This window comes from Clostridium sardiniense, assembly GCF_050584765.1.
Classification (GTDB): Bacteria; Bacillota; Clostridia; order Clostridiales; family Clostridiaceae; genus Clostridium; species Clostridium sardiniense_A.
This window is the reverse complement of record NZ_JBNOOR010000004.1, coordinates 173381-196506: the sequence shown is the minus strand read 5'-3', so window position 1 is coordinate 196506 and position 23126 is coordinate 173381. Positions and strand designations below refer to the sequence as shown.

Genomic DNA, 23126 nt, shown 5'->3' with positions numbered 1-23126 from the left:
TGAGTATGAAACTTCATGAATTAAAGCCAGCAGCTGGAAGCAGAAAGGCTCCTAAGAGAGTTGGAAGAGGAACTGGTTCAGGTTTAGGAAGAAACGCTGGTAAAGGTGAAAAAGGACAAAACGCTAGATCAGGCGGTGGAGTTAGACCAGGATTCGAAGGGGGTCAAATGCCATTATACAGAAGACTTCCTAAAAGAGGATTCACTAATATCTTCGCTAAAAAGATCGTTAGCATAAACATAGATAGATTAAACATTTTTGAAAATGGAACAGAAGTTACTCCAGAATTATTATTAGAAACAAGAGTTATTTCAAAAGTAATGGACGGAGTTAAGATTCTTGGAAACGGAAACTTAGAAAAGAACTTAACTGTAAAAGGATGCAAGTTCTCAAAATCTGCTATCGAAAAGATCGAAGCAGCTGGAGGAAAAGTTGAGGTGAAATAAGAATGCTATCAACCCTACGTAACGCCTGGAAGGTACCTGAATTGAGAAAAAGATTTTACTGGACAATATTTTTAGTGGCAATCTTTAGGATGGGAAGTCATATTCCTGTTCCTGGGATTAGCGCTGATTATTTGAAAGGAATGACTCAATCAGGAAACTTAATGGGTTTCTATGATTTAATATCAGGTGGAGCCTTTAGTAGATTTAGTATTTTTGCTCTTGGTGTAATGCCATACATTAATGCGTCAATTATAACTCAGTTATTAACAATAGCTATACCATCATTAGAACAACTTTCAAAAGAAGGTGAAGATGGTAGAAGAAAGATACAAAATGCCACTAGGTATTTATCAATTGTTATAGCAGTTATTCTTGCATTCGGTATGTATGCAACAATTTCCCAAATGGGAGCAACAATAGGTATGAAAACTGTACAAATGATAGTAGTCATACTAGCTTTAGTTGTCGGATCAACATTCTGTATGTGGTTAGGAGACCAAATCACTGTTAAAGGTTTCGGAAATGGTGTTTCAATCCTAATCTTTGTAAATATAGTTTCAAGATTACCAATGACAATTAGATCTATGTTGATGTTAGAAAACTCAGGAGAAATAAGTATTGTTGAGATAGCATTATTCTTAGTATTTGCTTTATTAGCACTTGCTGGAGTAGTATATTTTTCACTTGCTGAAAGAAGAATTCCTGTTCAGTATGCAGGAAAAGCAGTTGGGAATAAGGTGATGAGAAGTCAATCAACTCACATTCCTTTAAGTATAGTTGGATCTGCTGTTATAGCGATTATATTCTCTATGTCAGTGATGCAATTCTTACCAACAATTGCAGGTTTCTTCCCAAGCCATGAATGGGCAAAATGGGTTACAAGTAGCCCAATGAGTATTTTTAATAGTAAGACTTGGATGTATCCAGTTGTTTATTCACTATTAACTATATTCTTTACTTGGTTCTACACTCAAGTAACATTTAAGCCAGATGAAATGTCAGAGAATCTGCACAAATCTGCTGGATTTATACCAGGTGTTAGACCAGGGGAGCCTACAACACAATACTTTGAAAGTATTCTTAATAGAATTTCTTTCATCGGAGGAATATTTGCAGCACTACTTGCTGTAACACCAATAGTTATAGATAACTATACTGCATTCAAAGGAATACAATTTGGGGGAACAGCACTTCTTATTGTAGTGAGTGTTGCTCTAGATTTCACAAGAAAGCTAGAATCACAAATGATAATGAGACACTACAAAGGATTTCTTAAATAAGATTAAATAATGGAGATGATGCCCGTGAAGATTATTTTACTAGGTCCTCCTGGAGCAGGAAAAGGAACACAGGCAAAATCAATTAGTAATAGATATTCAATTCCTCACATTTCAACAGGAGATATTTTCAGAAAGAATATTTCAGAAAATACTCCCTTAGGAATTGAGGCAAAAAAATATATGGATAACGGACAATTAGTACCGGATTCAGTTACTATAGATATGGTTAAAGATAGACTTCAAGATGATGACTGTAAGAACGGATACCTACTTGATGGGTTCCCAAGAACAGTTGCTCAAGCTGAAGCCTTACAAGAATTCTTAGATGGTAGAAACGAGAAGTTAGATACAGCTTTATGTATTGAAGTTCCAAGTGAGTTTATACTTGAAAGAATGACTGGTAGAAGAGTTTGTCCATCATGTGGAGCAAGTTACCACGTTAAATTTAACCCACCAGCGGTTGAAGGAAAATGTGATCTTTGCGGAAGTGATATAGTACAAAGAAAAGACGATACAGAAGAAACTGTAAAAGAAAGACTTGATGTGTACGAAAGACAAACACAACCACTAATTGATTTTTATAAGAATAAAAACTTACTTTCAACAGTTGATGGTACTCAAGCAATCAATGAAGTATTTGAAAGTATCTGCAAAATCTTAGGGAGCGCTAAATAATGATCTTAATTAAAGATGATTTGGCCCTTGACCTGATGAGAAAAGCAGGGAAAATAGTAGGTGAAACATTACTACTATTAGAAAATGAAATTAAACCAGGTATAAGTACTAAAGAATTGGATAGAATAGCAGAAGAATTCATAAGAGAGCAAGGAGCTATACCTTCATTCAAAGGTTTGTATGGATTTCCAGCTTCATTATGTATCTCTGTAAATAATCAGGTAGTTCACGGTATTCCCGGAGGCTACATCCTTAAAGATGGTGATATAGTCAGTATAGATTGTGGAGCTTATCTTAATGGATTCCATGGAGATGCAGCAAGAACTTTTCCGGTAGGAAATGTTTCAGAAGATGCAAAAAGACTTATACAGGTAACAAGAGATTGTTTCTTTGAGGGAATTAAATTCGCTCAAATTGGTAATAGATTAACAGATATATCACATGCGATACAAGGCCATGTTGAAGCAAACGGATTTTCCGTTGTGAAAAGTTTTGTAGGACACGGGATAGGCAGAGATCTACATGAAGATCCTGAAGTACCAAACTTCGGTAGACCAGGTAGAGGTCCAATACTTACAAAGGGCATGGTTCTAGCTATAGAGCCAATGGTTAATGAAGGATCCTTTAGAGTAAGAACTTTAAAAGATAATTGGACGGTTGTAACAAGTGATGGAAGCCTATCAGCACATTACGAAAATACAGTTGCGATTTTACCAGATGGTCCCGAAATACTAACACTAGTTAAATAAAAGTGTTGCTTAGTTATAAATTTGCAAAGTAGTATTACAGTGCTTATTTATTTCTAAGGTAATCATCGAGGTGAAAAATTTGCAAAACAATGACTTGATTGGGAAAGTTGTGCTTTCTTTAGCTGGTAGAGATAAAGATCATTTATATATAGTAACAAATGTAATTGATGAAAATTATGTATTGCTTGCAAATGGTGATACTAAAAAGATCAAGGAACCTAAGAAGAAAAAGGTTAAGCATTTAGAGTTCTTAGAAAATATAGATGATGAGATAAGAGCAGCCATAATCAGTGAGAGAAAAGATACTGACTTAAAAATTAAGAGATTTTTAAAATTAAGAGGCATTGTTAAGGAGGGTTGATTACCTTATGTCAAAAGATGATGTTATAGAAATGCAAGGAGTCGTTGTAGAATCCTTACCAAACGCTAACTTCCAAGTTGAACTTGAAAGTGGGCACACAATTCTAGCACATATATCAGGAAAATTAAGAATGAACTTCATAAGAATTTTACCTGGAGATAAAGTTACAGTGGAGCTTTCTCCATATGATTTAACAAGAGGTAGAATTACTTGGAGAGCAAAATAAGATAGTAAGATCTATCAAATATTACAAGGAGGGTTAGCGATGAAAGTAAGACCATCAGTTAAGCCTATTTGCGAAAAGTGCAAAGTAATTAGAAGAAAAGGAAGAGTAATGGTAATCTGTGAAAATCCAAAGCACAAGCAAAAACAAGGCTAATATAAATAAATATTAGACAAAAAATACAAATTAGGTATTTAAAATTTATTGACTTTTTTGTCAAAGTCACATATCATTATATAGGCATTTAATTAAATAATTAGATTTTAGGAGCGGCTGATGATAGAGAACAAATTCTCTATTAACCTAAAATTTTATTATATATATATTATATTTTTGATAATCAAAAATAATAAACTTTTAGGCATTTCAATTACCAGGAGGTGTAAATTTTAATGGCAAGAATAGCAGGTGTTGACCTACCAAGAGAAAAAAGAGTTGAAATAGGTTTAACTTATATTTATGGAATAGGATTACCTACTTCACATAAGATATTAGAAGCTACAGGAATAAACCTTGACACAAGAGTTAAGGATTTAACTGAAGATGAAGTAAACGCGCTAAGAACTTATATTAAGGAACTTACAATCGAAGGTGACTTAAGAAGAGAAGTAGCATTAAACATCAAGAGATTAGTAGAAATCGGATGTTATAGAGGAATTAGACATAGAAAAGGTCTTCCAGTAAGAGGACAAAAAACTAAGACTAATGCGAGAACAAGAAAAGGTCCTAAGAAGACTATCGCAAACAAGAAGAAGTAGTTAGGAGGGAAAGCAATGGCAAAGGTTAAAAAGACTAGAAGAAAAAGAGACAGAAAAAACGTTGAGCACGGTGCTGCACACATCAAGTCAACTTTCAACAACTCAATAGTTACTTTAACAGACGCACAAGGAAATGCGTTATCATGGTCAAGTGCTGGAGCTCTAGGTTTCAGAGGATCAAGAAAAAGTACTCCATTTGCAGCTCAAATGGCAGCAGAAACTGCTAGTAAAGCAGCAATGGAACACGGTTTAAAGAGCATTGAAGTTTATGTAAAGGGACCAGGAGCTGGAAGAGAAGCAGCTATAAGATCTTTACAAGCAGCAGGATTAGAAGTAACTTTAATTAAAGATGTTACTCCAATCCCACACAATGGATGTAGACCACCAAAAAGAAGAAGAGTCTAGTATTTGATTCATACAGGAGGTGTAATTAATGGCAAGATATACTGGAGCTACATGTAGATTATGTAGAAGAGAAGGCATGAAGTTATTCCTTAAAGGGGATAGATGTTATACAGATAAATGTGCTTTCACAAGAAGAAGTTACGCACCAGGACAACACGGAGCAGCTAGAAAGAAATTATCTAACTACGGTGTACAACTTAGAGAAAAGCAAAAAGCTAGAAGAATATACGGAGTGTTAGAAGGTCAATTCAGAGCATACTATGAAAAGGCTGAACACATGAAGGGTATCACTGGTGAAAATTTATTAATGTTATTAGAGTTAAGATTAGATAACGTTGTTTATAGATTAGGATATGGTGCTTCAAGAAACGAAGCAAGACAATTAGTTAACCACGGACATTTCTTAGTAAATGGTAAGAGAGTTGACATTCCTTCATTCAAAGTATCAGTTAACGATGTAATAACTGTTGCTGAAAAGAGCAAGGGAAGCGAAAAGTTCAAGACTTTCGTTGAAAATCCAAAGACTTTACCAAAATGGTTAGAAGCTAACGTTGAAAACTACGAAGGCAAAGTAGTTGCTGTACCAGTAAGAGAAGATATTGACGTACCAGTTAATGAAACTCTTATCGTTGAGTTATACAGCAAATAATTGTAATATTTGTTAGAGCAATAAACTTAAAGCAAATATAGAATCAGTTGCCCTCAGAATAAGGTTGCCAGTTTAAAAATAAGGAGGGTTCGTATGTTAGAAATCGAAAAGCCAATAATTGAATGTGTAGAAGCAAATGAAGACGGTACTTATGGTAAGTACGTTGTAGAGCCATTAGAAAGAGGATATGGTATAACTCTAGGAAATGCCCTAAGAAGAATACTATTATCATCATTACCTGGAGTTGCAACTACTTCAGTTAAAATTGATGGTGTGCTTCATGAGTTTTCTACTATACAAGGAGTTAAGGAAGATGTTACTGAAATTATTCTTAACATCAAAGCTTTAGCTTTAAGAATGAACGGTGAAGGTCCAAAGACTATATATATAGATGCAAAAGGACCTGGTGTTGTTACAGCGGCAGATATAAAGACTGACGGAGATGTTGAAGTTGTGAATAAAGACTTACATATTGCAACTTTAGATAACGACGGAAGACTTTATATGGAGTTAACTGTAAATAGAGGTAGAGGATATGTTACTCAAAATAAAAATAAAAGTGACGATCTACCAATATCAGCAATAGCTGTTGATTCAATATATACACCAGTTAAGAGAGTTAACTTTAAGGTAGAAAATACTAGAGTTGGTCAAATTACTGACTACGATAAGTTAACACTTGAAATTTGGACTAATGGAACTATTAAGATTGATGAGGCTATAAGCTTATCATCAAAGATCTTAATAGAACATTTTAAATTATTCATGTCATTAACAGATGAAACTAATGATGTTGAAATAATGATTGAAAAAGAAGAAGATAAAAAGGAAAAAGTACTAGAAATGACTGTGGAAGAGCTAGATTTATCAGTTAGATCATATAACTGTTTAAAGAGAGCTGGTATTAACACAGTTCAAGAACTTGCTAACAGATCAATGGATGATATGATGAAGGTAAGAAATCTAGGAAAGAAATCCTTAGAAGAAGTTGAAAAGAAGCTTAAAGAATTAGGCTTAAGCTTAAAGTTAAGCGACGAGTAAGGAGGTAAATCCATGGCAGTTAATCGTAAGTTAGGTCGTCCAACAGACCAAAGAAGAGCTATGCTTAGAAACCTAGTAACTAGTTTCTTAAAGCATGGTAAGATTGAAACAACTGAAACTAGAGCTAAAGAAACTAGAAGTTTAGCTGAAAAGATGATCACTCTTGCTAAAAGAGGAGATCTTCATGCTAGAAGACAAGTTTTATCTTTCGTACAAGAAGAAGCTGTAGTTAAGCATTTATTTGATAATATAGCTCCACAATACACTGAAAGAAACGGTGGATATACAAGAATGTATAAAAAAGGCCCTAGAAGAGGGGACGGAGCTGAAATAGTTATACTTGAATTAGTTTAATTATTTGAGGGGGATTAAGAGCAATCTTAATCCCCGTTTTGTTATATTTAAAAGTATTTTATATAGAGAAGTAATGATTTAAATATTCTGAATAAGGTTGAAAGTTGAAATTAATGTTATATAATAATGTTAAGTGTATATACAGTAACCATTAAGTTTGTATATAGAATATAATTTAGATAGCAATATAATAGTGAATGAGTTAAATATGGAGGACCAAATGAGTCAAGAAATGATTAAATGTGAGAATTTAGTTTTTAAATACACATCACATGAAGATGGTATGGAAAGGTACGCTATTAATGGTGTAGATTTAACAGTTGAAAAGGGAGAATTCTTAGTTGTATTAGGGCATAATGGGTCAGGTAAATCAACATTAGCTAAGCATATGAATGCATTACTTTTACCTACTGATGGTATTGTATATGTTGATGGACTTAATACTAAGGATGAAGATAATGTATGGGACGTTAGAGCAAAAGCTGGAATGGTATTTCAAAACCCTGACAACCAAATGGTTGCTACAATAGTAGAAGAAGATGTTGCTTTTGGACCAGAGAACCTAGGAGTGGATCCTAAAGAAATAAGAAGACGTGTAGATGAGAGCTTAGAGAAGGTTGGAATGAGTGAATATAAAAGACACGCTCCGCACCTTTTATCAGGGGGACAAAAGCAAAGAGTTGCTATAGCAGGTATCCTTGCAATGCAACCTGAATGCATAATTTTTGATGAGCCAACTGCAATGCTAGATCCCTCAGGAAGAAAAGAAGTATTAAATAATATTAAAGAGATTAATAAACAATATGGTATTACAATAATTCTTATAACCCATTACATGGATGAAGCGGCTGAAGCTGATAGAATTGTTGTTATGGATGATGGTAAGTTAATAATGGGTGGTACTCCTAAGGAAGTATTTTCACAAGTAGAACTTATGAAAAAAATAGGTTTAGATGTTCCACAAGTAACAGAACTTAGTTATGAGTTAAACAAAGAGGGAATAAAGTTAGATGATAAAATAATAAATGTAGATGAGATGGTGGAAGCGTTATGTCAATTAAAATAGAGAATTTAACACATATATATATGCCTAATGGTCCTTTTGAAAAAAAAGCATTGGATGATGTAAACATAGATATAAAAGATGGAGAATTTATTGCTTTAATAGGACATACAGGCTCAGGTAAATCAACTTTAATACAACATATGAATGGATTATTAGAAGCTACATCAGGAAAGATAATTGTTGATGGAGAAGATATAACAGAAAAAGGGGTTAAGCTTTCTGATGTAAGAAAGAAAGTTGGATTAGTATTCCAATATCCTGAATATCAACTTTTTGAAGAGACAATAGAAAAAGATATATCTTATGGACCAACAAATCTTGGCCTAGACGAAGATGAAATACATAGACGAGTAATGAAATCAATGGAGATGGTAGGTCTTGATTATGAAACTTATAAGGATAAATCACCTTTTGATTTGAGTGGAGGACAAAAGAGAAGAGTGGCTATAGCAGGTGTTATTGCTATGGAACCAAAAACTCTTATACTGGATGAACCTACAGCTGGACTTGATCCTAAAGGAAGAGATGATATATTAGCTCAAATCAAACTTCTTCATACAAAATACAAAATGACAATAATACTAGTTAGCCATAGTATGGAAGATGTAGCTAAGCTTGCAGAAAGAGTTATTGTTATGAATAAAGGAACTGTAGCATTACAAGGGACTCCTTCTGAAGTATTCAAGGAAGTTGATACTTTAGAAAAAATTGGACTTGGAGTACCACAAGTTACTTATCTTATGAGGGAACTTAGAAGAAGAGGCTTTAAGGTAAGTGATGAAGTTTACACTATAGAACAATGCAAAAAAGAATTAGTAAGATTATTTGGAAATAAGTCAAAAAGTCAGGGGGATGAATAGGTGATAAAGGACATAACTATAGGGCAATACATACCAGGGAACTCATTTACTCACAAGCTAGATCCTAGAACAAAGATATTAATATCTCTGTTATTTATTGTCTCTCTATTTATAATAGATAAATTTGTAGGATATATTTTAGTTGTTGCATTTATAGCTGCAGTAATAATTAATTCTAAAGTACCGCCGAGATTTATATTAAAAGGACTGAAACCTATTATCTTCTTAGTAGCATTTACTTCAATATTGAATGTATTTATGATAAAGGGAAGTCCTGATACATTATTATTTCATTTTGGATTTTTAAATGTATATGTTGAAGGTATTAGAACAGCATTATTTATGGCATTAAGATTAATATTCTTAGTAGTTGGCACATCATTATTAACTCTAACAACGTCCCCTATAGAGCTTACAGATGGAATAGAGATACTTCTTAGACCTATAGGTAAGGAAATAGCACATGAGCTTGCAATGATGATGACTATAGCATTAAGATTTATACCAACTCTTATGGATGAAACTGATAAGATTATGAAGGCACAAAAAGCAAGAGGTGCTGATTTTGAATCAGGTGGAATTATTCAAAAAGCAAAGAGTTTAGTGCCACTTTTAGTACCACTATTTATAAGTTCATTTAGAAGAGCAGATGAACTTGCAATGGCAATGGAGGCTAGATGCTATAGAGGCGGTTCTGGAAGAACTAGAATGAAACAATTAAAGTTTTCTAAGGATGATGCAATAGCATGGGGAATATTTGGAATATTATTTATAGCTAGTATAGTAATTAGAATACTTTAAGTTTTAGGTGAGATTATGAAAAATATAAAATTGACAATTGAATATGATGGAACTAATTATCTAGGATGGCAAAAGCAAAAAAGTAGCAAGAATACAATTCAAGAAACTATAGAACTAGCAATTTCCAAGATAGTTAAAAAGGAAGTAGCTATTACAGGAAGTTCTAGAACTGATTCAGGGGTGCATGCTAAAGGTATGGTAGCAAACTTCTATACAGACAGTAATGTGCCACCAGAGAAGTTTAGAGAAGCTATAAATACAAAATTACCAGATGATATTGCTATTATAAAATCAGAAGAAGTTTCAGAAGAGTTTCATTCAAGATATGATAGTAAAGGAAAGACATATTGTTATACTCTAGTAAATAGAGAAGAGAAGGTAGCACTATATAAAAACTTTTCTTATCATGTTAGAGAAGTTTTAAATATAGATGAGATGAAAAAAGCATGTGAATACTTCGTAGGTAAACATGATTTTAAAGCTTTTAAGACAACGGGAAGTTCAGTAAAGACATCTACTAGAACAATAAGTGACTTACATATAGAAAAAGAAGGCAACTTTATAAAAATTTTTATTACTGCTGATGGTTTTTTATATAATATGGTAAGAATAATAGTAGGAACTTTAATTGAAGTAGGACGTGGAAAAATCAAGTCTGAGAGTATTGAAAAGATAATAGAAGAAGGTAAAAGAGAGGAAGCAGGCTTTTGTGTTCCGCCAAATGGCCTTGTTTTAGAAAAAGTTTATTATTAATATAAAAAAAATACAGAAAATTTGTTGACACGCCCGTAAGCGTGTATTATAATAATACATGTTTGTTAGAATATTTATGTAGATAAGATTTAGTAAGCTAACATCTTAACATAAATGCAATATGTAGATATTGCGAATCGTAAGTTCAAGGAGGGAAACAGAGATGAAATCATACATTGCAAAAGCACAAGAAGTTGAAAGAAAATGGTATGTTGTTGATGCTGCTGGTAAGCCACTAGGAAGAGTTGCTAGCCAAGTTGCTTCAATCTTAAGAGGAAAAAATAAGCCAACATTTACACCAAATGTTGACTGCGGAGATTTCGTTATAGTAATCAATGCTGAGAAAGTTGTTTTAACTGGTAAGAAGTTAGATCAAAAAATGATGAGAAAGCACAGCTTATACGTTGGTGGATTAAAAGAAATCCCATACAGAGAAGTTCTTGCTAAGAAGCCAGAATTCGCATTTGAAGAAGCAGTTAGAAGAATGCTTCCAAGTGGTGTTTTAGGTAGAAAAATGTTAAAGAAATTAAAAGTAAGCAGAGGTTCAGAGCACGAACATCAAGCTCAAAACCCTGAAGTACTTGAATTAAAGTACTAATAACCGAAACTCGGGAGGAGGATTTAAAATGGCAAAAGTTCAATACATGGGAACTGGTAGAAGAAAAAAATCAGTTGCAAGAGTGAGACTAGTACCAGGAAATGGTAAAGTAGTTATAAATAAGAGAGAAATCGAAAACTATTTCGGTTTAGAAACTTTAAGAGTTATCGTTAACCAACCTTTAGTTTTAACAGGAACTAAAGATAAGTTTGACTTATTAGTTAACGTTCATGGTGGAGGATTCACAGGTCAAGCTGGAGCAATCAGACACGGTGTGGCTAGAGCATTAGTTAAATCAGACGAAGCTTTAAAGTCAGAATTAAAGAAAGCTGGATTCTTAACTAGAGACCCAAGAATGGTTGAAAGAAAGAAATACGGTCTTAAGAAAGCAAGAAGAGCTCCACAATTCTCAAAGAGATAATATTTGGAGTACGGAATATGGAAGAGAAGAGTTTTATACTCTTCTCTTTTTTTGTAGAATTTTATATTATTATGGCACTTATACTTTGTCCGAAGTTCAATTAATATACATAAATTTAATAAGAAATATATAAATTTTTAATATAAAAGATATTTACGAAGAATAAATGGGAATAAAAGTAAGTTTATATTAAATCTAAGTTAAAAAATAAGAATAAATATTAACAAATGTTAAGAAATAATGTACACTTAGATTGTAAAATTCAGAATATAAATATTAATTTGATTAAATAAATTTCTTTTTGGGATGGAGGATAAAAATTTGAATTCTATAGTAATGACGATTATAAGCTTAATGGGTGGTCTAGGACTATTCCTTTACGGAATGAAATTAATGGGAGATGGACTAGAAAATGCAGCCGGAGAGGGATTAAAGAAGATCCTTGAGAAAGTTACATCAAACCCTATAATTGCAGTGCTAGTTGGGGCAGCAGTTACTGCTGTAATACAAAGTAGTAGTGCAACTACAGTAATGGTTGTTGGTTTCGTTAATGCAGGACTTATGAACTTAGCACAAGCTGCTGGAGTAATAATGGGTGCTAATATAGGTACAACAATAACAGCTCAATTAGTTGCATTTAAGCTTGATCAAATAGCACCATTATTCGTATTTGTTGGTGCAGCTATGGTTATGCTTGCAAAAGCTAAAAAGAGAAGAGATATTGGTAACATAATACTAGGATTCGGTATATTATTTACTGGTATGGGAATGATGAGTGGAGCTATGAAACCACTTGCATCATCACCTATGTTTGAACAGCTAGTAGTTGCTATAAGTAATAATATGTTTATAGGTATAATAGCTGGTGCAGCAATTACAGCTATACTTCAAAGTTCATCAGCAACAACAGGTATACTTATTGCCCTTGCAACAGCAGGTGCAATTGATATAAGAGCTGCTCTTCCAATATTATTTGGATGTAATATTGGTACATGTATAACAGCTATGCTTGCAAGTGTTGGTACAAATAAGACTGCACATAAAGCAGCATTTTTACATTTAATATTTAATGTAGGTGGTACAATACTATTTATACCATTTATAAACATGCTTGGTACATTAGTTATAAATATGAGCCCTGACGATGTTGAAAGACAAATAGCAAATTCACATACAGTATTCAATATAGCAAATACAGCAGTAATGTTACCTCTTAGAAAGTATCTGATATTAGCTGTTAATAAGCTAGTTCCAGGAGAGGATGAGATAGAAAAGGTTGGTCCTAAGTATATAGATGATAGATTACTTGAAACTCCAGTTATTGCAGCTGGACAAGTTATAAAAGAAACTATAAGAATGGCTAACAAAGCAAAACAAAATCTTGAATTATCAATGGAAGCATTCATGAAAGAGGATGAAGAGCTTATAAAGAAGGTTTATGATAATGAAGAGATAATAAATGTATTAGAAGAATCTATAACGACTTATCTAGTTAAATTAGCGAAGTGTGAGCTATCAGATAAGGAAACTGGAATTGTTGCTTCAACATTCCACATAATAAATGATATAGAAAGAATCGGAGATCATGCTGAAAATGTAGCAGATCTTGCAGCACAAAGATCAAATAAGAAATTACAATATAGCCAAGATGCTATAGATGAATTATATGAAATATATAATTACACAACAACAGCTCTTCAACTTGCTATAGATAGCTACGAGAACAGAGATGTTAAGAAAGCTAACGGAATAAATAGTATTGAAGAAAGAATCAATTCATCTCAAAAGAGCTATAGAGATAAGCATATTAAGAGATTATATGATGGAAAATGCAATGCATATGCTGGAGCTATATTCCTAGATTTAATTTCAAATTTTGAAAGAATCGGAGATCATGCAAAAAATATTGCTGAAAGTGTAATAGAAAATAATGCAGTATAATTAAATTTTAAAAGAAGCCAGATATAAATCTGGCTTCTTTTTTTATATAATACTTATACCTTTTTCTTGGATATAATTTCAAAAAGCTTATATATCATAAAAAACATTTTTTATCACATAATAAAATTATAAGTTTTTAGGAGGATAAGCTATATGAAAATTTTAAAAAATATATGCATAGCCTTAATGCTATTATTAGTAGGCATAATGCCAATAGAAACAAATGCAGTACAATCAAACTCAAAAGAATCAACTAAGGACTGTAAAATATTAATTGATCCAGGGCATGGAGATTGGGATGGAGGAGCAAAAACAAATAATGGAACTATAGAAAAGGATATAAATCTTCAGATAAGTTTAAAGCTAAGAGATGCACTTAAGAAAGAGGGATATGATGTTTATATGACTAGAGAAGAGGACACCTCTCTATCAAATAAAAAGAAAGATGATTTGCAATTAAGATGTGACAAAAAGAAAGAAACAAAATGCGATATGTTTATATCTATTCATCAAAATATGTTTACAAGTGCAAGTAGTAAGGGGACTCAAGTTTGGTACTCAAGTGACGAAAAGAGTAAAGGGCTTGCAGAGAGTATTCAAAGTGCAGTAAAGGAAACACTTCAGCCAGCTAACCATAGAGTTGCTAAGGATGCTAAAAAGTCATATAAGATACTTAGAGATGGATATGAAGGAGCGAATGTTATAGTTGAATGTGGATTCTTATCAAATCATGATGATGAGCAAAACTTAAAGGACGATTCATATCAAAATAAGTTAGTTGATTCAATAACTAAAGGAATAAATAAATATATTGAAGAAAAACCGGAGAAGCCAATATTAGAATAATTTAATATATTTCCGAGGAAATTAGGGACTAATAAAAAATATTAGTCCCTTTTGTAGAATTATAGAAAAAATTGTATTCTATAATCAAAATATCTTGTAAAAATAGTAAAAAATTAATAAACTAGGAAGGAGAGGAGATGGATTTTATGAGAGAGATTAGTGTAAACAAAATTAGAGATAGTGTAAGGGATTTATGCATTAGTGCTAATTATTACATAGGGAATGATGTAAAGGATAGTTTGATTAACTATAGGGATAGAGAGAGTTATCCTATTGCAAAAGAAGTGTTAGGAAAAATAGTTGAGAATGCAGATATCTCAAAAAATGAGAATATGCCAATGTGCCAAGATACTGGAATGGCTTGCATATTCTTAGAAGTTGGACAAGATGTTCACTTTATTGATGGTGATATAGAGGAAGCTATCAATGAAGGTGTACGAAGAGGATATGAAGAAGGATATTTGAGAAAGTCAGTAGTTAAAGATCCTATAGATAGAGTTAATACTAAGGATAATACTCCAGCAGTTATTTATTATAATTTAGTAAAGGGTGATAAAGTAAAAGTAACTGTAGCGCCTAAGGGGTTTGGATCAGAAAATATGAGTAAGATTGCTATGCTTAAGCCATCTGATGGTTTAGAAGGAGTTAAGAGATTTATATTAAAAACTGTTGAGGAAGCTGGACCTAATCCATGCCCACCTATGATTGTGGGAGTTGGTATTGGAGGAACCTTTGATAAAGCTGCATATCTTTCAAAGAAAGCTTTACTAAGACCCATAAATGAAGAAAATAAAAATGAATTTTATGCACAGCTTGAGAAAGATTTACTTAAAGATATCAACAGTTTAGGAATTGGTCCACAAGGATTTGGTGGATTAACAACAGCATTGGGGATAAATATTGAGGTTTATCCAACTCATATTGCAGGATTACCTGTTGCAGTAAATATTAGCTGCCATGCAACAAGGCATAAAGAAGCAGTAATATAAAAGGAGTGTTTTAGGTATATGGTTAAAAAGATTATGACACCTTTAACAGAGGAGAAGGTTAAAGATTTAAAATGTGGAGATTCAATACTTTTATCTGGTACTATATATACAGCGAGAGATGCAGCACATAAGAGGTTAATTGAACTTTTAGATAAAGGCGAAGAGTTACCTATAAATATAAAAGATGAGATTGTATATTACGTAGGGCCAACTCCAGCTAAAGAAGGACAAGTTATAGGTTCAGCAGGACCAACAACAAGTTATAGAATGGATGCTTATTCACCAAAGCTTCTAGATTTAGGTCTAAAAGGAATGATAGGCAAAGGAGTAAGAAATGATGAAGTAGTCGAATCAATAAAGAAAAATAATGCAGTTTACTTTGGAGCAATTGGAGGAGCAGCGGCCCTTATAGGTAAGAGCATAGTATTCTCTGAGGTAATTCTTTATGAGGATTTAGGCGCAGAGGCTATAAGAAGACTAGAAGTTAAAGATTTTCCTATAATTGTGGTTATAGATTCAGAAGGAAATAATCTTTATGTAGAAGGAAGAGAAGACTACAAAAGAACACTTAAATAAAGATATGGAAGAATAATTATAAAGATATAAAAAATAAGGTAGAGATTCTTAATGAATTTCTACCTTATTTTTTATATGACTATACACTCTTAAAGCCTTTACCCTTAACTTCAGATGTATCCATTATTGTTATAAATGCCATAGGATCTACTGCATAAATTTCATTCTTTAATGACAGCATTTCACGTGTTGTAACTATACAGTAAAGCATTTTAGCCTTCTTATGAGTATATTCACCTTCTATTGGAATTGATGTTACACCTCTATGCATATCTTTAATTACAAAATTAATTATAGCTTGACTTTCGTTTGTAATTATAAGCATAAGCTTTCTGCTATTAAGACCTCTTAGAACCCTATCTAGTACTACACCTTGAACAAAGATAGATAATAGAGTATAAAGTGCTTTGGGTATACCAAAGATAATAGCTCCAACTATAACTATTATACAATTTAATATAAATCCAAGTTTACCAATTTCAAAGCTTGAATATTTTTTTCTAATAAGCATAGTTATAATGTCAGTACCGCCTGTTGAACCATTTCTTAAAAACACAAGTCCGTAACCTGCACCACAAAGTACACCACCATATATACAATAAAGTAATATGTCATCTACTTTAATTAATGCAGAAAGAGGTTTAGTTATAATAAGTGCAAGTGATAGTGAAACCATACCTATTGCAGAATAAAGGGTAAATGATTTACTAAGCTGTTTATAACTTATTAAGAATAAAGGTAGATTAATAATAAATACAACAATACCAGCTTGTACGCCAGTTAAGTATTGAAATATAAGTGCTACCCCTGTTGCTCCACCACTTAATAACTTTGCATGAGTTAAGAATAGATTAACTCCAAGTGAAGCTATAATACAGCCAATAAAAATAAGAATTACATCCAGTATAAAGGTTTTACTTTTTAGTAGTTTAATCATGATCTTCTCCTAAGTATCTGTAAAAATTTATATAATACCTTCGTTTATTATATATAAAATATCAAATAAAGTTAATGCTTAAAAAATAGTGGTTTTAGCTAGATTTAAGTGAATTTCATGAATACAACGAATAACATCATTAAATTTATTAATAGCTTTAAATATATAGCAATAGCTATACTAAGCAATTATATTTTATAGACATTAGTGTAAGTATGAAGGATAATTATAATATAGAATAGAAAAAGAGAGGATATAATTATGTTTAGAGTAAATTTGCCAGGTAATCTAAAGACAAAAAAGGTAATATTAGCTGTACTTATAGTAGTGTGTATAGGTATATTAATAAAAGTTTCAATAGATAATAAAGATAAAAGTAAAGATAGTAATATAAATACAAATGTAGAGACAAGGTTAGAAAGTAAATAATAAAAGTGTAACAAATCAAATTTTTTTAAGATTCATTACACTTTCATTAAGAAGTCAAAAGATATTAAGGTTTTAAAATTAATATTTGTATTAAAGCTCTATAGTATCAAAGATACTTTTAGAAAGATTCATTAGTATAATAGAAGCTATTAAATTATATATAATAACACCAGCATATATTGCATAGTGACCTAAAAAGCTAAGTTTTATTCCTATAAAAGCACCTATTAATATTGCAGGAGCTATATATATAAATATACTAAAGAACATAACTAAAGATTTAGTAACTTGATTAGAGACCCTATCAAATATTTTATAATTAAATACTCCACCATAAGTAGTTAAGAATCCAAAAGATATATAAGTTATCATACATAGAAAGATTTCTATAGGACTTGCTTTAAGAAGTGTACCAACCAATAAAAATACAATAAATCCATCTATAGATATTTTTATAATAGATGTTAAGGTTGAGTAAAATAACTTTTTTACACTACTATCAGGTATTAGAAAAATAGTAGGAGTATTAAATTCTAATGACCATTTAGAGGCAGAAACAGACAATACTAAAAGATATACTATTATACAAAGAAATATAAAGATATCCCCCTTAACTACCTTTGCAAAGAATATTGTACCTAATACTAGAATTAAAGTCATTATATTTAAAAAATAAAATCCAGTCTTCTTATATTCAAGTAATTGCCTTCTAAAAATGGCTTTAGAAAATTCAGAAGAATAATTATCTGTTACATTTTTTCTAGTCCATGGTTTATACTTAAACTTACTATAGTCTAATTGCTTAGCATCATAGCCACTATTTTTATAGCTCATTGCAGCTTCACGCGTTTCAGCTGAAGATAATACATCTTCATAAAAATCTAAATTAAGTTTACATAAGATACTTATAAAAATAGCAGAAGAGACAATTAATCCTACTATAGATAATAGTAATTGAATTGAGAAACCACTAAAGATAGATTCGCCAATAACCTTGCAGAAGCCGACCAAAGGAACAAAGTTCCAAAAATTAGCATTAGATAAATTTAAAATTGAATTGAATAAGCTTCCTCTTTGATTGTAGATGGTTAAAGCAAAATAAATAAAAATTAAAATTATAATAGATATAAATATATTTTTAGCTATTCGCTTTCCTTTAGGGAAATGAGTAAATATTCCATAAATCATAAGTGATAATGCACTGGTGCTAATAGATATTAATATAATTAGCATAAATAATATAAAGATTCCTTGTGTAGAAATTCCAAACTTATCAATTAACATAGGAATTTGAAAAATCAAGAAAAATCCAAATACAAAGACATATCCAATTTCTTTTAAAAAGCCATAAAGTAAAACTTTAGTTGGAGTTATTTCAGAAGTGAAGATTAAGTTAACGTCAGCCATAGAATAGGAAAAGCTCTTTCTAGTTATACCTGAATAGATGGCAATCAAAATGAATAAGAAAGAGGCTATAGTAACTATTCCAGTAAATATTTTGGAGTCAGTAAATGTAGTATTTTTTTCTCCTAGAAATACAGATGAGAAAGAAAACCCTAAAATAATTATAAAAAATATATAGGGTATAGCTTTTGACGGCTTGGACTTAAAACTCTTAAAATAGTTTATAAAATTTCGTTTAGCTAAATATAAAAATGGACTCATTAAATATCACCTTCTATGCTAATATTTTCTTTTTTAGATTCAGTGTATTTAAAGAATATATCTTCTAAACTTTCACCACTTTCCATAAGTTCTTCTTCAAGCTCATTTTTAGTTTTATCCAAAACAATTTCTCCAAGTTTCATAAGAAGAACTCTATCCCATAATTCTTCAACTGATGAAAGAAGGTGAGTGCTTATTAAAATAGCAGTTCCGTTATCTTTTAACTTTAATATAAGATTCTTAAGCTCTTTAATAGCCTTAGGGTCCAGTCCTATCATAGGCTCATCAAGTAATATAAGTTTGGGATTAGTTATAAGAGCGGTGCAAAGACTAACTTTTTGTTGCATACCTTTTGATAATTCAGATCCTAATTTATCTAGTTTATCCTCAAGATCAAAAAGATCAAATAAATAATTGGCATAATTCTCATAATCCTTAATACCATAGGCTCTTGCAATAAAAAGTATATGTTCTCTTATTGTTAGAAGAGGATATAATCCAGGAAGTTCTGGAACGTATGAAAAGTATTTTTTACCTTTAGGGCTTTTATTTAATTCACCATTTATAAGAATTTCACCATCATATCTTAAAAGTCCAGCGATAGATTTGATAGTAGTAGATTTACCTGCTCCATTTGGACCTGCAAGGACACATACTTCACCTGCTTTAAGATTAAAACTTATACCCTTTAGTACAGGAACCTTTTTAAAAGACTTTGTTAAATTGTTAATTTTAAGCATTAATATTTTCCCCCTTTTTATTAATCTTATATAGTTATATAATATAATAATTGAAATTTCCTGTAAATTCATTAATAGTATAATTAAGTTAGATGTAAGCTTAATAATTTCGTAACAAAGGTAGATGCTTTTTCTATTGATTTACGATAATATAATTATAGGGAAAGGAGTGTCTAGGATTATGTTTAATATTTTAGTCGTAGATGACGAAAAAGAAATAAGAGATGCTATAAATATTTACTTAAGAGGTGAAAACTTAAGAGTATTTAATGCAAGTAATGGAATAGAAGCTCTAGAGATATTAGAAGAAAAGAATATTCACCTTATAGTGCTTGATATAATGATGCCAAAGATGGATGGAATTAAAACATGTCTAAAGGTTAGGGAGAATAATAATATTCCTATAATAATGCTTTCAGCAAAAGGGGAAGATTCAGATAAAATTCTAGGATTAAATGTAGGAGCGGATGATTATATAACAAAACCATTCAATCATTTAGAACTTGTGGCAAGGGTTAAGTCACAGCTTAGAAGATATGAAAGTCCATTATCTATGGAGAATAAAGATTTTATAAAGGTAAAAGATTTAGAAATAGATACAGTTGCGAAAAGTGTTACAGTTAGAGATGAAGAAATAAAAGTTACAGCAACAGAATATAAGATACTTGTACTTTTGGCGTCAAACCTTGGAAGAGTATTTTCAATTAAAGAAATATACGAAAAGGTTTGGGAAGAACCATTTTATAAAAGTGAAAATACAGTAACTGTCCATATAAGAAGAATAAGAGAAAAAATTGAGATTAATACTAAAGAGCCTGAATATATAAAGGTGGTATGGGGAATTGGATATAAGATTGAAAAATAAAATGAAAAAATATTTCAATAATATTTGGCTTATAGAGATAGTAATAGTGGTTATAATAACAATGCTATGTATAGATATATCAGTAAAATATATAAATAGTCCACAAGCTAAAGATGGCACGGGAGTAATGGAAGCTGTCTTTGATAAGGATGCATTTTATAAGAATTCATTAAAAAATGATAGTAAATTATTAAGTGAAGATATCTATAAGAGAACTAATGGTTTAAATAAATTTTTATATTCAACAGAAAATGAAAAAGATGCACTTAGAAATAATATATATGATAATAGCTTTTATTCAAATAAAGGAACTGATACAGAGAAAGGTGGATTACCTGAAAATATATATTTCGTAATAAGAAATAAATTTAATGATGATATATTTACTAATGACCCATTCTTTCAAGGTGTAAAGAAGATACAAGGTGAAAATCTTTATAAGGTAATTAATGAGAAGTATAAAGGTGAGAATATTGTTACATATAGCTGTAATAATGTAAACATATATAATAAAGTTGTAGAGGACTCAAAATCAACCGGTAATGACAATATAACATATTCAGAAAAAGTATTAAAAAACTTTGAGGAAATATATTATACACAACAAAGTAATTATGCAGAGGTCTTAAATGCAGATGTTAAAGAATTCTATCTTTTTATATCCATTCTTGTAATAGATATATTCTTAATATGTAAGATTATTTATGTATTCTTAAGCAAAAAAGGAAGAGTGGAATTAAGAGGAAATGTAATAAAAGATATAATATATATATTTAAACATGTATTTAAGTATAAAGGTCCACGAAGAGCAATGTTAACAGCTATAGTAGTTAGCATTATATTCTATATAATATATTTATACCTTTTAGCTTTAGGTGGAGATAAGAATAATATAATAGTAAACTTCTTTGAAGCATATCCATTTAAGGGAAGTTTACTTATAGTAGCATTACCTATGGGTGGTGTAATGTATTCAATAAAAAGAAATATTGAAATTGGAATGGTTAAAGATGATGTAAAAATAATAAATGACGGTAACTTTGATCATTCAGTAAAAGAAATAGGTGGAATTGAAATTAGAGAGCTTATAGAAAATATAAATAAGATGAAGGAAGGATATAATGTAGCTGTAGATGAAGCACTTCAGAATGAAAAGCTGAAAACAGAGCTTATATCAAATGTGTCCCATGATTTAAAGACACCTCTTACATCAATAATTAATTATGTAAATATACTTCAAGATTCTAGGATATCAGAAGAAGAGAGAATGGATTACTTAAAGATATTAGAGCAAAAGTCTAACAAACTAAAAACTCTTATTGAAGATTTATTTGAAGTATCTAAAATAAACTCTGGAAGACTTCAGCTTCACAAGGAAGAGATAGACATAGTATCTCTTATATATCAAGTAATAGGTGAGTACTCATCTCTTTATGAAGATAAAGGTATAGAATTTAAAGTAGAGTGTGATGAAGATGAGATTATAATGGACTTAGATGGAATAATGATATCTAGGGTTATAGAAAATATAGCAATAAATTCTTTAAAGTATTCTTTAGAAGATACAAGAGTATATGCAAAAATAATAAAAGATGATAACGGTGTATTAATCTCATTTAAGAATGTTGCAAATTATGAAATGGACTTTAATGAAACAGAAATTTTTGAAAGATTTGCGAGAGGAGATAAGTCAAGAACTTCATCAGTGGAAGGTTCTGGACTTGGGCTTGCAATTACTAGAAGTATAGTTGAACTTCATGGTGGAACAACAAGGATAAAGAGAGACGGGGATCTATTTAAAATTTATGTATTCCTTCCTTTTAACCCAAACATCATTAATATAGATGAAAATATAAAAGGGGTATGATATAATTAATAGTAAATATTATCTGATAATTATTAAAGGAGAGAAGATATGAGTTATTTATTTGTTGAATATCCAAAATGCACAACATGTAAGAGAGCAAAGAAATGGTTAGAAGAAAACAATATAGATTTTATAGATAGAGATATAAAGATAGAAAATCCAACTAAAGAAGAATTAAAAGCATGGCTTGATAAAAGTGGATTAGAAATAAAGAAATTCTTTAATACTAGTGGGGTTCTTTATAGAGAGCAAGGCATGAAAGATAAGGTTAAGACTTTATCACAAGAGGAACTTCTAAACATATTAGCTTCTGATGGAATGATGGTTAAAAGACCACTTATAATAGGTGAAGATAAAGTTCTTATTGGCTTCAAAGAAGCAGAGTGGGAAAGTAATTTAAAATAAAGATATTAGAAGCCCGTTAATACGGGTTTCTTTTTTTATAATTATAATAGATAAAAATATAGGGATATACTTGGAAAATTGTATAGATAATACATGTTTTTACATATAATAAAGGTAAGATTTAATTATTTTATAGGAGATGTATCTATGAATATGAGAACTGTAAAGATGATTATGAATATTACAATTATAATTGTAGGACTATTATTTTTAATAGTTCACAATGCAAGAATAATATCTTTATTTGCAGGAATGATAATAGCATTAGGAGCTGGATGCCTATACATAGAAAGTGAGGAGTGGAGAGAGTAGGTTATAAAATTTATAAATTTAAAACCATATAATGTATAAATAATTAATGTCTTATAGTTTGGATTGTCAAAGGATAAAAGTTATTAAAAAAGAGAGATATTTAAAGCTTATTAG

General features: G+C 30.9%; 30 protein-coding genes. 27 read left to right on the top strand and 3 right to left on the bottom strand.

What is annotated here, in order from left to right; all coding sequences use genetic code 11:
• Positions 1-5: 5 nt before the first annotated feature.
• The 22 genes from rplO to ACQPUW_RS15620 all read left to right on the top strand — a co-directional run bounded on the left by rplO (position 6) and on the right by ACQPUW_RS15620 (position 15792).
• Positions 6-446 carry a 50S ribosomal protein L15 gene (gene rplO / locus ACQPUW_RS15725; RefSeq protein WP_204596703.1) on the top strand — a complete coding sequence of 147 codons (441 nt, stop codon included), beginning with the start codon at positions 6-8 and terminating at the stop codon, positions 444-446.
• A gap of 2 nt (positions 447-448) precedes the next feature.
• Positions 449-1726, top strand: coding sequence for a preprotein translocase subunit SecY (gene secY / locus ACQPUW_RS15720; RefSeq protein WP_430838426.1), 1278 nt, complete (start codon positions 449-451; stop codon positions 1724-1726).
• A gap of 24 nt (positions 1727-1750) precedes the next feature.
• Positions 1751-2401, top strand: coding sequence for an adenylate kinase (locus ACQPUW_RS15715; RefSeq protein WP_430838425.1), 651 nt, complete (start codon positions 1751-1753; stop codon positions 2399-2401).
• Positions 2401-3150 carry a type I methionyl aminopeptidase gene (gene map / locus ACQPUW_RS15710; RefSeq protein WP_430838424.1) on the top strand — a complete coding sequence of 250 codons (750 nt, stop codon included), beginning with the start codon at positions 2401-2403 and terminating at the stop codon, positions 3148-3150. Before ACQPUW_RS15715 ends, map begins: the two co-directional genes overlap by 1 nt.
• Positions 3151-3229: 79 nt before the next feature.
• Positions 3230-3511 (top strand): hypothetical protein, encoded by a 282-nt coding sequence (locus tag ACQPUW_RS15705; protein ID WP_430838423.1) that lies wholly within the window; start codon positions 3230-3232, stop codon positions 3509-3511.
• 7 nt (positions 3512-3518) lie between these two features.
• Positions 3519-3737: a translation initiation factor IF-1 gene (gene infA / locus ACQPUW_RS15700; protein WP_204596698.1), complete on the top strand. Its 219-nt coding sequence runs from the start codon at positions 3519-3521 to the stop codon at positions 3735-3737.
• Between the two features lie 39 nt (positions 3738-3776).
• Positions 3777-3890: a 50S ribosomal protein L36 gene (gene rpmJ, locus ACQPUW_RS15695; RefSeq protein ID WP_039312872.1), complete on the top strand. Its 114-nt coding sequence runs from the start codon at positions 3777-3779 to the stop codon at positions 3888-3890.
• 236 nt (positions 3891-4126) lie between these two features.
• Positions 4127-4492: a 30S ribosomal protein S13 gene (rpsM, locus tag ACQPUW_RS15690; RefSeq protein ID WP_204596697.1), complete on the top strand. Its 366-nt coding sequence runs from the start codon at positions 4127-4129 to the stop codon at positions 4490-4492.
• A 15-nt stretch (positions 4493-4507) separates the two neighbouring features.
• On the top strand, positions 4508-4897 hold the full coding sequence (gene rpsK, locus ACQPUW_RS15685; RefSeq protein WP_204596696.1) for a 30S ribosomal protein S11: 390 nt from the start codon (positions 4508-4510) through the stop codon (positions 4895-4897).
• A 28-nt stretch (positions 4898-4925) separates the two neighbouring features.
• A complete protein-coding gene (gene rpsD, locus ACQPUW_RS15680) occupies positions 4926-5546 on the top strand; it encodes a 30S ribosomal protein S4 (protein ID WP_430838422.1) in 621 nt (206 codons plus the stop codon).
• Between the two features lie 93 nt (positions 5547-5639).
• The gene (locus tag ACQPUW_RS15675; protein WP_204596694.1) at positions 5640-6587 is read left to right on the top strand and encodes a DNA-directed RNA polymerase subunit alpha; all 948 of its coding nucleotides are present in this window, start codon (positions 5640-5642) and stop codon (positions 6585-6587) included.
• A 12-nt stretch (positions 6588-6599) separates the two neighbouring features.
• Positions 6600-6941 carry a 50S ribosomal protein L17 gene (gene rplQ, locus ACQPUW_RS15670; protein ID WP_204596693.1) on the top strand — a complete coding sequence of 114 codons (342 nt, stop codon included), beginning with the start codon at positions 6600-6602 and terminating at the stop codon, positions 6939-6941.
• Between the two features lie 220 nt (positions 6942-7161).
• Entirely contained in the window at positions 7162-8007 is an 846-nt protein-coding gene (locus tag ACQPUW_RS15665; RefSeq protein WP_430838421.1) for an energy-coupling factor transporter ATPase, read from the top strand.
• Complete coding sequence (locus tag ACQPUW_RS15660; protein ID WP_430838420.1) at positions 7992-8867, top strand: energy-coupling factor transporter ATPase; 876 nt, start codon at positions 7992-7994, stop codon at positions 8865-8867. The genes ACQPUW_RS15665 and ACQPUW_RS15660 overlap by 16 nt, the downstream gene beginning before the upstream one ends.
• Positions 8868-9668 (top strand): energy-coupling factor transporter transmembrane component T family protein, encoded by an 801-nt coding sequence (locus ACQPUW_RS15655; RefSeq protein WP_430838419.1) that lies wholly within the window; start codon positions 8868-8870, stop codon positions 9666-9668.
• A gap of 15 nt (positions 9669-9683) precedes the next feature.
• On the top strand, positions 9684-10421 hold the full coding sequence (truA, locus tag ACQPUW_RS15650) for a tRNA pseudouridine(38-40) synthase TruA (RefSeq protein WP_430838418.1): 738 nt from the start codon (positions 9684-9686) through the stop codon (positions 10419-10421).
• Between the two features lie 163 nt (positions 10422-10584).
• Complete coding sequence (gene rplM, locus ACQPUW_RS15645) at positions 10585-11019, top strand: 50S ribosomal protein L13 (RefSeq protein WP_430838417.1); 435 nt, start codon at positions 10585-10587, stop codon at positions 11017-11019.
• 28 nt (positions 11020-11047) lie between these two features.
• Complete coding sequence (gene rpsI / locus ACQPUW_RS15640) at positions 11048-11440, top strand: 30S ribosomal protein S9 (RefSeq protein ID WP_204596687.1); 393 nt, start codon at positions 11048-11050, stop codon at positions 11438-11440.
• A gap of 336 nt (positions 11441-11776) precedes the next feature.
• The gene (locus tag ACQPUW_RS15635; protein ID WP_430838439.1) at positions 11777-13381 is read left to right on the top strand and encodes a Na/Pi cotransporter family protein; all 1605 of its coding nucleotides are present in this window, start codon (positions 11777-11779) and stop codon (positions 13379-13381) included.
• Between the two features lie 153 nt (positions 13382-13534).
• Entirely contained in the window at positions 13535-14227 is a 693-nt protein-coding gene (locus ACQPUW_RS15630) for an N-acetylmuramoyl-L-alanine amidase (protein ID WP_430838416.1), read from the top strand.
• Positions 14228-14373: 146 nt separating this feature from the next.
• Positions 14374-15216 (top strand): fumarate hydratase, encoded by an 843-nt coding sequence (locus ACQPUW_RS15625; protein ID WP_430838415.1) that lies wholly within the window; start codon positions 14374-14376, stop codon positions 15214-15216.
• Positions 15217-15234: 18 nt separating this feature from the next.
• A complete protein-coding gene (locus tag ACQPUW_RS15620) occupies positions 15235-15792 on the top strand; it encodes a Fe-S-containing hydro-lyase (RefSeq protein WP_430838414.1) in 558 nt (185 codons plus the stop codon).
• Between the two features lie 79 nt (positions 15793-15871).
• Here the strand turns inward: ACQPUW_RS15620 and ACQPUW_RS15615 are convergent, their stop codons facing one another.
• Positions 15872-16729, bottom strand: coding sequence for a YitT family protein (locus ACQPUW_RS15615; protein WP_221859573.1), 858 nt, complete (start codon positions 16727-16729; stop codon positions 15872-15874).
• A 261-nt stretch (positions 16730-16990) separates the two neighbouring features.
• Here ACQPUW_RS15615 and ACQPUW_RS15610 point away from each other — a divergent pair, with 261 nt between their 5' ends.
• Positions 16991-17158, top strand: a complete 168-nt coding sequence (locus ACQPUW_RS15610) for a hypothetical protein (protein WP_430838413.1) — start codon at positions 16991-16993, stop codon at positions 17156-17158.
• Positions 17159-17248: 90 nt separating this feature from the next.
• Here ACQPUW_RS15610 and ACQPUW_RS15605 read toward each other — a convergent pair whose 3' ends face one another.
• Together ACQPUW_RS15605 and ACQPUW_RS15600 are read right to left on the bottom strand one after the other, a co-directional pair.
• The gene (locus ACQPUW_RS15605) at positions 17249-18823 is read right to left on the bottom strand and encodes a putative ABC exporter domain-containing protein (protein ID WP_430838412.1); all 1575 of its coding nucleotides are present in this window, start codon (positions 18821-18823) and stop codon (positions 17249-17251) included.
• The gene (locus tag ACQPUW_RS15600) at positions 18823-19563 is read right to left on the bottom strand and encodes an ABC transporter ATP-binding protein (RefSeq protein WP_430838411.1); all 741 of its coding nucleotides are present in this window, start codon (positions 19561-19563) and stop codon (positions 18823-18825) included. Before ACQPUW_RS15600 ends, ACQPUW_RS15605 begins: the two co-directional genes overlap by 1 nt.
• Before the next feature lie 181 nt (positions 19564-19744).
• Here ACQPUW_RS15600 and ACQPUW_RS15595 point away from each other — a divergent pair, with 181 nt between their 5' ends.
• The 4 genes from ACQPUW_RS15595 to ACQPUW_RS15580 all read left to right on the top strand — a co-directional run bounded on the left by ACQPUW_RS15595 (position 19745) and on the right by ACQPUW_RS15580 (position 23012).
• Positions 19745-20428 carry a response regulator transcription factor gene (locus ACQPUW_RS15595; protein ID WP_204595596.1) on the top strand — a complete coding sequence of 228 codons (684 nt, stop codon included), beginning with the start codon at positions 19745-19747 and terminating at the stop codon, positions 20426-20428.
• Positions 20406-22295 (top strand): histidine kinase dimerization/phospho-acceptor domain-containing protein, encoded by a 1890-nt coding sequence (locus ACQPUW_RS15590; protein WP_430838410.1) that lies wholly within the window; start codon positions 20406-20408, stop codon positions 22293-22295. Before ACQPUW_RS15595 ends, ACQPUW_RS15590 begins: the two co-directional genes overlap by 23 nt.
• A gap of 48 nt (positions 22296-22343) precedes the next feature.
• Positions 22344-22700 (top strand): arsenate reductase family protein, encoded by a 357-nt coding sequence (locus ACQPUW_RS15585; RefSeq protein WP_430838409.1) that lies wholly within the window; start codon positions 22344-22346, stop codon positions 22698-22700.
• 147 nt (positions 22701-22847) lie between these two features.
• Positions 22848-23012, top strand: a complete 165-nt coding sequence (locus tag ACQPUW_RS15580; RefSeq protein ID WP_430838408.1) for a hypothetical protein — start codon at positions 22848-22850, stop codon at positions 23010-23012.
• Positions 23013-23126 lie beyond the last annotated feature (114 nt).

What these genes read in the sequence shown, in the direction of transcription:
- rplO (WP_204596703.1), top strand. Translation starts at nt 6, where the DNA reads ATGAAACTTCATGAATTAAAGCCAGCAGCTGGAAGCAGAAAGGCTCCT.
- secY (WP_430838426.1), top strand. Translation starts at nt 449, where the DNA reads ATGCTATCAACCCTACGTAACGCCTGGAAGGTACCTGAATTGAGAAAA.
- map (WP_430838424.1), top strand. Translation starts at nt 2,401, where the DNA reads ATGATCTTAATTAAAGATGATTTGGCCCTTGACCTGATGAGAAAAGCA.
- infA (WP_204596698.1), top strand. Translation starts at nt 3,519, where the DNA reads ATGTCAAAAGATGATGTTATAGAAATGCAAGGAGTCGTTGTAGAATCC.
- rpmJ (WP_039312872.1), top strand. Translation starts at nt 3,777, where the DNA reads ATGAAAGTAAGACCATCAGTTAAGCCTATTTGCGAAAAGTGCAAAGTA.
- rpsM (WP_204596697.1), top strand. Translation starts at nt 4,127, where the DNA reads ATGGCAAGAATAGCAGGTGTTGACCTACCAAGAGAAAAAAGAGTTGAA.
- rpsK (WP_204596696.1), top strand. Translation starts at nt 4,508, where the DNA reads ATGGCAAAGGTTAAAAAGACTAGAAGAAAAAGAGACAGAAAAAACGTT.
- rpsD (WP_430838422.1), top strand. Translation starts at nt 4,926, where the DNA reads ATGGCAAGATATACTGGAGCTACATGTAGATTATGTAGAAGAGAAGGC.
- ACQPUW_RS15675 (WP_204596694.1), top strand. Translation starts at nt 5,640, where the DNA reads ATGTTAGAAATCGAAAAGCCAATAATTGAATGTGTAGAAGCAAATGAA.
- rplQ (WP_204596693.1), top strand. Translation starts at nt 6,600, where the DNA reads ATGGCAGTTAATCGTAAGTTAGGTCGTCCAACAGACCAAAGAAGAGCT.
- ACQPUW_RS15665 (WP_430838421.1), top strand. Translation starts at nt 7,162, where the DNA reads ATGAGTCAAGAAATGATTAAATGTGAGAATTTAGTTTTTAAATACACA.
- ACQPUW_RS15660 (WP_430838420.1), top strand. Translation starts at nt 7,992, where the DNA reads ATGTCAATTAAAATAGAGAATTTAACACATATATATATGCCTAATGGT.
- truA (WP_430838418.1), top strand. Translation starts at nt 9,684, where the DNA reads ATGAAAAATATAAAATTGACAATTGAATATGATGGAACTAATTATCTA.
- rplM (WP_430838417.1), top strand. Translation starts at nt 10,585, where the DNA reads ATGAAATCATACATTGCAAAAGCACAAGAAGTTGAAAGAAAATGGTAT.
- rpsI (WP_204596687.1), top strand. Translation starts at nt 11,048, where the DNA reads ATGGCAAAAGTTCAATACATGGGAACTGGTAGAAGAAAAAAATCAGTT.
- ACQPUW_RS15635 (WP_430838439.1), top strand. Translation starts at nt 11,777, where the DNA reads ATGACGATTATAAGCTTAATGGGTGGTCTAGGACTATTCCTTTACGGA.
- ACQPUW_RS15630 (WP_430838416.1), top strand. Translation starts at nt 13,535, where the DNA reads ATGAAAATTTTAAAAAATATATGCATAGCCTTAATGCTATTATTAGTA.
- ACQPUW_RS15625 (WP_430838415.1), top strand. Translation starts at nt 14,374, where the DNA reads ATGAGAGAGATTAGTGTAAACAAAATTAGAGATAGTGTAAGGGATTTA.
- ACQPUW_RS15620 (WP_430838414.1), top strand. Translation starts at nt 15,235, where the DNA reads ATGGTTAAAAAGATTATGACACCTTTAACAGAGGAGAAGGTTAAAGAT.
- ACQPUW_RS15615 (WP_221859573.1), bottom strand. Translation starts at nt 16,729, where the DNA reads ATGATTAAACTACTAAAAAGTAAAACCTTTATACTGGATGTAATTCTT.
- ACQPUW_RS15610 (WP_430838413.1), top strand. Translation starts at nt 16,991, where the DNA reads ATGTTTAGAGTAAATTTGCCAGGTAATCTAAAGACAAAAAAGGTAATA.
- ACQPUW_RS15605 (WP_430838412.1), bottom strand. Translation starts at nt 18,823, where the DNA reads ATGAGTCCATTTTTATATTTAGCTAAACGAAATTTTATAAACTATTTT.
- ACQPUW_RS15600 (WP_430838411.1), bottom strand. Translation starts at nt 19,563, where the DNA reads ATGCTTAAAATTAACAATTTAACAAAGTCTTTTAAAAAGGTTCCTGTA.
- ACQPUW_RS15595 (WP_204595596.1), top strand. Translation starts at nt 19,745, where the DNA reads ATGTTTAATATTTTAGTCGTAGATGACGAAAAAGAAATAAGAGATGCT.
- ACQPUW_RS15585 (WP_430838409.1), top strand. Translation starts at nt 22,344, where the DNA reads ATGAGTTATTTATTTGTTGAATATCCAAAATGCACAACATGTAAGAGA.
- ACQPUW_RS15580 (WP_430838408.1), top strand. Translation starts at nt 22,848, where the DNA reads ATGAATATGAGAACTGTAAAGATGATTATGAATATTACAATTATAATT.